This window comes from Aeromicrobium sp. 50.2.37, assembly GCF_024655735.1.
GTDB lineage: Bacteria > Actinomycetota > Actinomycetes > Propionibacteriales > Nocardioidaceae > Aeromicrobium.
The window spans coordinates 121,640-130,559 of record NZ_JANLGG010000007.1; the positions used below are offsets into that span (position 1 = coordinate 121,640).

Genomic DNA, 8,920 nt, shown 5'->3' on the forward strand with positions numbered 1-8,920 from the left:
CGGGCTGCGGGCGTCGGGGGCGGTGACAGGATGGAGCCATGACGTCGGCGGTGGTGGTGGGCAGCGGTCCCAACGGACTGGCGGGCGCCGTGCGCCTCGCGCAGGAGGGTCTCGACGTGACCGTCCTCGAGGCCGCCGACCGCGTCGGTGGTGGCACGCGCACCAGCGAGCTGACCGTGCCCGGTGTGCTGCACGACGAGTGCTCGGCGTTCCACCCGATGGGCGTCGCCTCGCCCTACCTCGCGTCGCTCGAGCTCGAGCGGAACGGCCTGCGCTGGCTCTGGCCCGAGGTCGACCTCGCGCACCCGCTCGACGACGGGCGCGCCGGGGTGGTCAGCCGCGACATGGAGCGCACGGCCGCCTCGCTCGGCGCCGACGCACGCTCGTGGAGGAAGCTGTTCGGCCCGATCGCGCGAGACTTCGACGACCTGCTCGCCGACGTGCTGCGTCCCGTCGTGCACGTCCCGTCGCACCCGCTCACCCTCGCCCGCTTCGGGCTCCAGGCGGCCCTGCCCGCGAACGTGCTGGTCCGCCGCTGGGACGACGAGCCCGCCCGCTCCCTGTTCATGGGCGTGGCCGCGCACGTGTTCGGTCGGCTCGACACGCCGCTCAGCGCCTCGGTGGGCCTCATGCTCACCGCTGCGGGCCACCGCTACGGCTGGCCGGTCGCCGAGGGTGGCTCGGGATCGATCGCCGCAGCGCTGGTGGCCCGTCTGCAGGAGCTCGGCGGCACCGTGCGCACCGGCGTCGAGGTGACGAGCATGGGCCAGCTCGCCGAGGAGATCGGCACCCGACCCGACGTCGTCCTGCTCGACACCTCGCCGCGCGGCGCCCTCGGCATCCTCGGCGATGCGATCCCGCCCCTCGTGGCCCGGCAGCTGCGGGGCTACCGCTACGGGCCGGCGGCGTTCAAGATCGACGTGGCGATCGACGGCGAGATCCCGTGGACCAACGACGAGGTCCGCCGCGCCGGCACCGTCCACGTCGGCGGGTCCGCGGCCGAGATCGTCGACGCCGAGGGGCGCACGGCCCGCGGTGTCATGCCGGACCGTCCCTTCGTGCTGCTCGGCCAGCAGCACCTCGCCGACCCCAGCCGCTCGCGCGACGGGATCAACCCGATCTGGGCCTACGCGCACGTCCCGCACGCGTGGCCGGGTGACGCGACCGACCTGATCCTGGGCCAGGTCGAGCGTTTCGCCCCCGGCTTCCGTGACCGGGTCGTGCAGGTGGTCTCCAAGGGCACCGCGCAGCTCGAGGCCGGCAACGCCAACTACGTGGGTGGCGACATCGGCACCGGAGCCAACACGTGGCGCCAGATCCCCCTGCGCCCCCGCCCCACCCTCGACCCGTACTCGCTCGGCGTCGACGGTGTGTACCTCTGCTCCGCCGCCACCCCGCCCGGCGGCGGCGTGCACGGCATGGGCGGCTTCAATGCCGCCGAGGCGGCGCTGCGTCGGCTCTGACGCCACTCCGCTGGTCGCTTCCGAGGTCCCGCTGGTCGAGTAGTCGGCGGTCGCGAGGGACGAGCGTGCCGGCGACGTATCGAGACCACTTCGGGCAGTCTCAGTGGCGGGTCGCGACGAGGATGCTGTCGCGGACCGTGTGGGCGCCCATGCCGGTGTGGGTGCGCTCGACGACCTCGGTGCGCGCGTCCCACCCGTCGCCGAGGGCCGGGAGCAGCGCCTCGGGCACGAAGAGGTCGTCGCGGTCCCGGACGCCCGCCGGCACGTCGCCCGGGTGGTGCCCCACGACGAGCAGCGTGCCGCCCGGTGCCACCGCCGACGCGAGACGGCGGACCACGTCGAGCATGGGCTCGGGCGGCAGGTGGACGTAGTGCGCGGTCACGAGGTCCCAGCGCTCGTCGCCCGGCTCCCAGGTGCGGATGTCGCCCACCCGGAACGACGTCCGCTCGGCCACCCCCGCCTCCTCGGCGTGCTGCCGCGCCCGGTCGAGACCGGTGGGCGAGAAGTCCATGCCCGTCACGTCCCACCCGTGCTGGGCCAGCCAGATGACGTCGCCTCCCTCGCCGCAGCCGACGTCGATCGCGCGGCCCGGCGTGAGCTCCGAGGCCTTCTCCGGGACCTGCGGGTTCACGCGACCGCTCCAGACCGGAGCCGCCTCGCCGTACCGCTTTTCCCACGCCTCGGGCTCGCGCATCGCGGCGCGCGAGGCCTCCACGGCGGTGTCGGTGTCCTCGGCGACGAGCTGGGCGTTGAGGAAGGCGCCGATCTGCATGCCGGCCGCGGCCGAGCCGATGACGGTCGCCATCGGCGCGGCGGCGTTCCCGACCGCGAGGACTCCGGGCACGGGGGTCGCCCCGGTCGCGTCGACCTCGAGACCCACGGCCATCAGCGTCCCGTTCATCTCGACCGGCGCCGTCGGCACGCCGAGCAGGTCGGCGACGTCGGTGCGGGCGCGTGCGAACGACGCGACGGCGATCGCGTCGAGCTCCACCACGGTGCCGTCGGCGAGGCGCACGCCCGAGAGCCGGTCATCGGTCACGAGCACCTCGGTCACGACGTCGTCGACCACGCGGTGACCCTTGGCGCGCAGCGGCTCACGCTGCCCGTGGTCCAGTGCGACCCCGTTCGCCAGGACGGTCAGCTCGTCGGTCAGCTGGCCGAACAGACCGGCCTGGTGCAGGCCCAGCGGGCTGGTCAGCAGCACACCGACGCGCTGGTCGCGCACCTCCCAGCCGTGGCAGTAGGGGCAGTGCAGGACGTCGCGCCCCCACCGCTCGGCCAGGCCGGGGACGTCGGGCAGCTCGTCCACGACGCCGGTGGCCAGCACCACCCGGCGCGCCACGAGGCGGCTGCCGTCGTCGACCGTGACGACGAACGAGGGGACCGGGCCGGGGACCGCCTCCGCGCCGGTGACGCGGCCGCGCACGACCGTCGCACCGTAGGACTCGACCTCCTCGCGACCGATCCGGGCGAGCTCGAGCGGCGGGGTGCCCTCGCGACCGAGGTAGTTGTGCATGTGGTCGGCCGGCGCGTTGCGCTGCTCGCCGGCGTCGACCACGACCACGGAGCGCCGCGAGCGGGCGAGGACCAGCGCGGTGCTCAGACCGGCGGCGCCTCCGCCCACCACGACGACGTCGACGGCGAGGGTGTCAGGAGTGGGGTTCTGGCTCATGGGACGAGCCTGCACCGTGCGTGCTGAGTTGACAAGCAGCGTTGCCGTAATGGCAAACTAGCCCGATGGAAGCCTCTGATCTCGGTGACGTGCTGGCCGGCGTCGGCCCGCGCCTGCGCCAGCTCCGCCTCGAGAACGAGGCCACGCTCACCGACCTGGCCGAGCAGACCGGCATCTCCGTCAGCACCCTCTCGAGGTTGGAGTCCGGGCAGCGCAAGCCGACGCTCGAGCTCCTCCTGCCGCTGGCCGCCGCCCACGGCGTGGCCCTCGACGAGCTGGTCGACGCACCCGAGACCGGCGACCCGCGGGTCCGTGCCCGCCCGGTCGTGCGGCACGGGCGCACGTTCGTGCCGCTGACGCGACGTCCCGGCGGGCTCCAGTCCTACAAGATCGTCATGCCGCCCGAGCCCGGTGCCGAGCCGACCCTGCAGACGCACGAGGGCTACGAGTGGATGTACGTGCTGTCCGGGCGGGTGCGCCTCGTGCTCGGCACCCGGGACCTGACGATCGGACCGGGAGAGGTGGTGGAGTTCGACACCCGGACCCCGCACTGGGTCTCCTGCCCCGGGCCCCACCCGGCCGAGGTGCTGGCCATCTTCGGCCCCCAGGGCGAACGGATGCACGTGCGCACCTGAGGTCGCCGACGTGGACGGTCAGGCGCCGGGTGGGACCGGTTCGACGGTCGGACCGGCCGCCGTCGCCACGCCGCGCTCGCCCAGCTTCACCAGCACCACACCGGCGAGCACGAGTGCGCCACCGACCAGCTGGGCCGGGCCAGGCAGCTCGCCGAGCAGCAGCCAGGCGAAGACGACGGCCAGCAGCACCTCCGACAGCGCCACGAACGACGCGACCCGCGAGCCGAGTCGCCGACCGGCCGCGATGCCGGTGACGTAGGCGAGGGCGGCGGTCACGACGCCGAGCAGCAGCACCGGGACCCACCAGTCGACGGTCGCGTCACCCAGGGCCACGTCGCGGGTGGAGGCCGTCATGGGCAGCACGCCGACGAGGCCCCCGAGACCGAGCACTGCGGTGCCCACCAGCAGCCCACCGCCGGCGAGCGCGAGCGGCGGCACCGCCACGCGGTCGTCGGCCGAGACCAGGAAGTAGGTGGCGGCGCCGACGGTCGCGCCGAGCGCCCACAGCACGCCGATGCCGTCGAGCGAGACGCCGGAGACCACCCCGAGCACGAGGGCCAGACCGCCCATGGCCACCACGGCGCCGGCCACCGTGAGTCGACCGGGGCGCTCGCCCCGCGCCACCCACAGGAACAGCACGACGGCGACCGGCGCCATGTACTCGATGAGCAGCGCCACGCCCACCTGGAGCGTCTGCACGGCGTAGAAGAAGCACAGCTGGGCTCCGGCGACGGCGAGGATCCCGTAGACCACGACGGCGGGGCCGGCGGCTCGCGCGCGGTGCCAGCGTCCGCGCATCGCGAGGGCAGCGGGCACGGCCACGACGAGCGCGGCCACGCCCATGCGGATCGTCGCCGCGGCGCCCGCGCTCCAGCCGGTGTCGAGCAGCCCACGAGCGAGCGACCCCGAGAGCCCGAAGGCGGCGGCCGAGACGAGCGCGAAGACGAGACCGCTCGACGTGTGGCCGGACCCGGAGGTCGACGACCGTCGAGCACCGTCAGGAGCGTAAGTGGTCATGGCTCATGACGGTAGAGTGTCGTGGCGTAAGGTGTCAACATGGTCTTCGCTCCTGACACCGAGGCGAACCTCGTCGCGGCCGTCGAGCTCGTGAACACGGCGTCGGATCCGGACACGCTGACCTCGGTGAGCGCGCTCGACGACTACTACGCCCGACACGGCTACACCGGCCGGCACGACCGCGACCGCGCGGAGCTCGACGCCGTCCGGGCCCTGCGCGCCGACCTCCGTGCGCTGTTCACGGCCCCCGTCGACGAGGCCGTCCGTCGGGTCAACGTCCTGCTCGACGAGCACCCGGCCCGGCTCCGGCTGGTCAACCACGGTCGCCTCGGCCACCACCTGCACGTCGCCGACGACGACAGCCCGCTCCCCTCGCGCATCGGCGTGGAGACGGCCGTGGCCTTCGCCGACGTCGTCAGCGCCGGCGAGCTGTCCCGGTTCGGCGTGTGCGCGGACGACGGCTGCGACGGCATCGTGCTCGACCTCACCCGCAACCGGTCACGGCGCTTCTGCAGCACCACCTGCGGCAACCGGTACGCGGCGGCGGAGTACCGGGCCCGGCAGCGGGAGCAGCAGTGAGCCTCGACCGGAAGCGCGAGCTCGACTGCTACCGCGCCCGGAAGGGCGAGTTCCGCGTGGTCGACGTCCCGTCGCTGAGCTACCTCGCGGTCGACGGCCGGGGCGACCCGAACACCTCGCCCGCCTACGCCGAGGCGCTCGGTGCGCTCTACCCCGTCGCCTACACGCTGCGGTTCGCCGGCAAGGCGCTCGGCCACGACGAGGTGGTCATGCCGCTCGAGGCGCTCTGGTGGTCCGACGACATGGCCACGTTCACGACCTCGCGGGACAAGCGTCGATGGAGCTGGACCGCGATGATCCTGGCGCCGACCTGGGTCGACGACCCCGCCCTCGCCGACGCCGTCGCGGCGGTGACGCGGAAGAAGGATCGACCGTCCGGGCTGGAGCGGGTGACCCTCCGAACGCTCCACGAGGGTCTGAGCATGCAGACGCTCCACGTCGGTCCGTACGACGACGAGGGACCGGTGCTCGCCCGCATGCACGACCACGAGATCCCGGCGGCAGGACTACGGATGACGGGCCACCACCACGAGATCTACCTCGGTGACCCGCGGCGCACCGCGCCGGAACGGCTCCGGACCGTCCTGCGTCAGCCCGTCGAGCGCGACTCGGCCTGATCGGCCGGTGCCGATCCCGCCGTCACCGCTCGGGGGGCTGGGCGGAGCGGACGTTGCGGTCGCGCAGCTCGCGGGCTGCGTACTGCCCGATCTGGCGGGTGGCCCAGCCGTCGCTACCGGCGCCCACGGCACCGCCGATGAGCGGGACGCGTCGCGCGACGAGGGTCACCGCCCGACGTCCGACCGTGCGCGTGACGAGCTCGGCGGTGACCTCCTGAGAGATGATCCGGTCGAGCTCGGGCGAGTGCATGGGCGACGTCGCGAGCGTCATCGGGGCCGAGGGCAGCTTGCCAGAGCGCAACAGGTCCTTGACGGCGTCCTCGCCGAGCATGCAGACCAGGATCGCGTTGCGGACCCGCGGGTCCTCGAGGTCGTAGCCGCGCAGCGCCGCGATGCCGGCGACCATGTGGGCCTGGACGAGCGTCACGCCGACGACGTTGGCCGGGACGGCGACCGCCACGGCAGCGATGCCGCCGAGGTTGGTCACGAAGCCCTGGGCGCCTGCGAGCGCCGTGTGGCGACGGACGTGACGCGCGATCGCCTGCTCCACGTCGCCATCGCTGTCCACGAGGTGCGCGTCCGCGGCCTTGCGCGCCGACGGGAGCGGTCCGAGACCGTCGATCGCCCGGTCGAGCACCTGGCGGACGAAGCCGCCCGCGACCTGGGGAGCGATCTTGTTGGTGGCGGCCACGGCCGCCTTGCCACGTAGTCCTGCCATGTCCTCATCCTAGGGACGCGGGCCTCGGCCGCCCGGTGAACATGGGCGTGGACGGCGGGTGGCCCTACGCTCACCCCATGGACCAGGCGTTCAGCCGGCGGGTCACCTCGCGCGGCTGGCTCGACGAGGCGCACGCCTGGCTGCACGAGCGCGCCGAGGAGGCGGGGCACGTGCTCGCCGGACCCATCCAGCAGGCCCGCGTGCGGCCGTGGTCCACCCAGCTGGTCGTGCCGACCGACCACGGGCGGCTGTGGTTCAAGGCGAACTGCCCGTCCATGGCCTTCGAGCCCGCCCTGCACGAGCTGCTGTCGCAGATCGCACCCGACCAGGTCGCGGCCCCCCTCGCGATCGACGCCGACCGCGCGTGGATGCTCACGGTCGACCGCGGCGAGACCCTCGGCGACTCGCGCGAGCCCACGCTCGCCGACTGGCGGGGCGTGCTGATCGCCACCGCACGCCTGCAGCGACGGCTTGCCGACCACCGCGACGACGTCCTCGCCACCGGCGTCCCGGACTGCGCCCCCGTCACCGTGCCCGCCCGCTTCGACGCGCTCCTCGACCTCCTGCGGTCGGTGCCGGCGGACCACCCGTCGTTCGTCGACGCCGAGACCGCCGAGCGGCTGGCCGCGCGACGCGACGAGCTGGTGGAGGCCGTCGCCCGGCTGGCGTCGTCGGCGATCCCCGTGACGGTCCAGCACGGCGACGTCCACCCCTGGAACGCCTTCGCCGACCTGCGCGTCTTCGACTTCGGCGACCTGCAGTGGGCGCACGCCCTGGAGGTGCTGAGCGTCCCGTACGGCTGGATCACGTCGCGCACCGACATCGCGTGGGACGAGGTCATGGCCACCTACGCCGAAATGTGGTCCGACGTGGCAGGCCCGCGTGACGTCGCCGAGCTCTACGCGGCCACGGCGTTCACCCAGGCCGTCAACCGCGCGCTCACCTGGTGGGAGTCCCTCGAGACCGCGACGCCCGAGGAGTGGACCGAGTGGGGCGACGCCCCGCGGCACCACCTGCTCCGGGTCCTGGAGGCCTGATCGATGGGTCCGGCCCGATGACCCCGACACCGCTGCCGCGGTCGATGTGGGAGTTCCACCCCGACGAGTGGCCCGACGGCGACTGCGTGGCCGCGGGCGCCGACCTCGACCCGTCCACCGTGGTGGAGGCCTACCGCTGCGGCGCCTTCCCGATGCCCCACGACGACCTCCTCTACTGGTGGTCGCCGACGGAGCGTGGTGTGCTGGAGCCGTCAGCCCTGCGGGTGTCGCGGTCGTTGCGCCAGTCGGCCCGGCGCTACCAGGTCACCGTCGACACCGCCTTCGCCGAGGTCGTCGACGCGTGCGCCGACCCGAGCCGGCCCGGGGCCTGGATCGACCAGGGCGTCCGCGACGCCTACGTGCGCCTGCACGAGCTGGGCTGGGCCCACTCGGTCGAGACGCGCGACGACGACGGCGCGCTCGTGGGCGGGTTGTACGGCCTGTCGGTGGGGCGGCTGTTCGCGGGGGAGTCGATGTTCCACCGGGCCCGTGACGCCTCGAAGGTGGCCCTCGTCGCGCTGGTCGACCTGGTGGGGCCCGACGCCCTCGTGGACGTGCAGTGGTCCACCCCGCACCTGGAGTCGCTCGGCGTCGTCACGTGGCCCCGCGAGCGCTACCTCGACGCCCTCCCGGCGCTCGTGGACGCCCCCGGACCGGCCTGGGAGTCGCTCCGAGGCCCGATATCACGGGGACGAGGCACGCCGTAGGGCCCGGGGTGCCGCGGAATGTCGGTGTTTCCTCCCTAGACTGACAAGCGCACAACATCCGAATCTCCTAGGAGTCCCCGTGGCTATCTCCCGCAGCGACCTCGTCTCGGCTCTCGCCGAGAAGGCCGACACCACCAAGACGACCGCCGACGACGTGCTCAGCGCGCTCGCCGACGTGCTCATCGACGCCGTCAGCAAGGGCGAGAAGGTTGCCATCCCCGGCATCCTCTCGGTCGAGCGCGTCTCCCGTGCCGCGCGCACGGGCCGCAACCCCGCGACCGGCGAGACGATCGACATCCCCGCCGGCTTCGGCGTGAAGGTCAGCGCCGGCTCGAAGCTGAAGGCTGCCGCCAAGTGAGCTAGGGCGTGCACCGCACGCCCGGCAATGCCACGGCGAGGCCCCCGGCCCACACCCTCCGCGGGGGGGGTCTTATAAAAAAAAACCACCCCACCACAACCGCTAAACAAACTGGGG

The 8,920-nt window shown here is 73.6% G+C and carries 10 protein-coding genes; 7 read left to right on the forward strand and 3 right to left on the reverse strand.

Annotated elements, in window-relative coordinates:
• Nucleotides 1-38 precede the first annotated feature (38 nt).
• Complete coding sequence (locus NUV38_RS05795; protein ID WP_257728205.1) at nucleotides 39-1,463, forward strand: NAD(P)/FAD-dependent oxidoreductase; 1,425 nt, start codon at nucleotides 39-41, stop codon at nucleotides 1,461-1,463.
• Nucleotides 1,464-1,563: 100 nt separating this feature from the next.
• Here NUV38_RS05795 and NUV38_RS05800 read toward each other — a convergent pair whose 3' ends face one another.
• Nucleotides 1,564-3,135 (reverse strand): NAD(P)/FAD-dependent oxidoreductase, encoded by a 1,572-nt coding sequence (locus NUV38_RS05800; RefSeq protein WP_257728206.1) that lies wholly within the window; start codon nucleotides 3,133-3,135, stop codon nucleotides 1,564-1,566.
• A 65-nt stretch (nucleotides 3,136-3,200) separates the two neighbouring features.
• On the opposite strand from NUV38_RS05800, the gene NUV38_RS05805 reads away from it, so the two are divergent.
• Entirely contained in the window at nucleotides 3,201-3,770 is a 570-nt protein-coding gene (locus tag NUV38_RS05805) for a helix-turn-helix domain-containing protein (protein WP_257728207.1), read from the forward strand.
• Between the two features lie 18 nt (nucleotides 3,771-3,788).
• Here NUV38_RS05805 and NUV38_RS05810 read toward each other — a convergent pair whose 3' ends face one another.
• Nucleotides 3,789-4,787 (reverse strand): DMT family transporter, encoded by a 999-nt coding sequence (locus NUV38_RS05810; protein ID WP_257728208.1) that lies wholly within the window; start codon nucleotides 4,785-4,787, stop codon nucleotides 3,789-3,791.
• A 39-nt stretch (nucleotides 4,788-4,826) separates the two neighbouring features.
• Here NUV38_RS05810 and NUV38_RS05815 point away from each other — a divergent pair, with 39 nt between their 5' ends.
• Together NUV38_RS05815 and NUV38_RS05820 are read left to right on the forward strand one after the other, a co-directional pair.
• Nucleotides 4,827-5,366: a CGNR zinc finger domain-containing protein gene (locus NUV38_RS05815; protein WP_257728209.1), complete on the forward strand. Its 540-nt coding sequence runs from the start codon at nucleotides 4,827-4,829 to the stop codon at nucleotides 5,364-5,366.
• On the forward strand, nucleotides 5,363-5,983 hold the full coding sequence (locus tag NUV38_RS05820; RefSeq protein ID WP_257728210.1) for a GyrI-like domain-containing protein: 621 nt from the start codon (nucleotides 5,363-5,365) through the stop codon (nucleotides 5,981-5,983). Before NUV38_RS05815 ends, NUV38_RS05820 begins: the two co-directional genes overlap by 4 nt.
• 22 nt (nucleotides 5,984-6,005) lie before the next feature.
• Here NUV38_RS05820 and NUV38_RS05825 read toward each other — a convergent pair whose 3' ends face one another.
• Nucleotides 6,006-6,701 carry an EcsC family protein gene (locus NUV38_RS05825; RefSeq protein WP_257728211.1) on the reverse strand — a complete coding sequence of 232 codons (696 nt, stop codon included), beginning with the start codon at nucleotides 6,699-6,701 and terminating at the stop codon, nucleotides 6,006-6,008.
• 77 nt (nucleotides 6,702-6,778) lie between these two features.
• On the opposite strand from NUV38_RS05825, the gene NUV38_RS05830 reads away from it, so the two are divergent.
• From NUV38_RS05830 to NUV38_RS05840, 3 genes are all read left to right on the forward strand, one after another.
• Nucleotides 6,779-7,738: an aminoglycoside phosphotransferase family protein gene (locus NUV38_RS05830; RefSeq protein WP_257728212.1), complete on the forward strand. Its 960-nt coding sequence runs from the start codon at nucleotides 6,779-6,781 to the stop codon at nucleotides 7,736-7,738.
• Nucleotides 7,739-7,755: 17 nt separating this feature from the next.
• Nucleotides 7,756-8,445, forward strand: coding sequence for a leucyl/phenylalanyl-tRNA--protein transferase (gene aat / locus NUV38_RS05835; protein WP_257728213.1), 690 nt, complete (start codon nucleotides 7,756-7,758; stop codon nucleotides 8,443-8,445).
• An 85-nt stretch (nucleotides 8,446-8,530) separates the two neighbouring features.
• Nucleotides 8,531-8,803 (forward strand): HU family DNA-binding protein, encoded by a 273-nt coding sequence (locus NUV38_RS05840; RefSeq protein ID WP_200914486.1) that lies wholly within the window; start codon nucleotides 8,531-8,533, stop codon nucleotides 8,801-8,803.
• The last annotated feature ends 117 nt before the right edge of the window (nucleotides 8,804-8,920 follow it).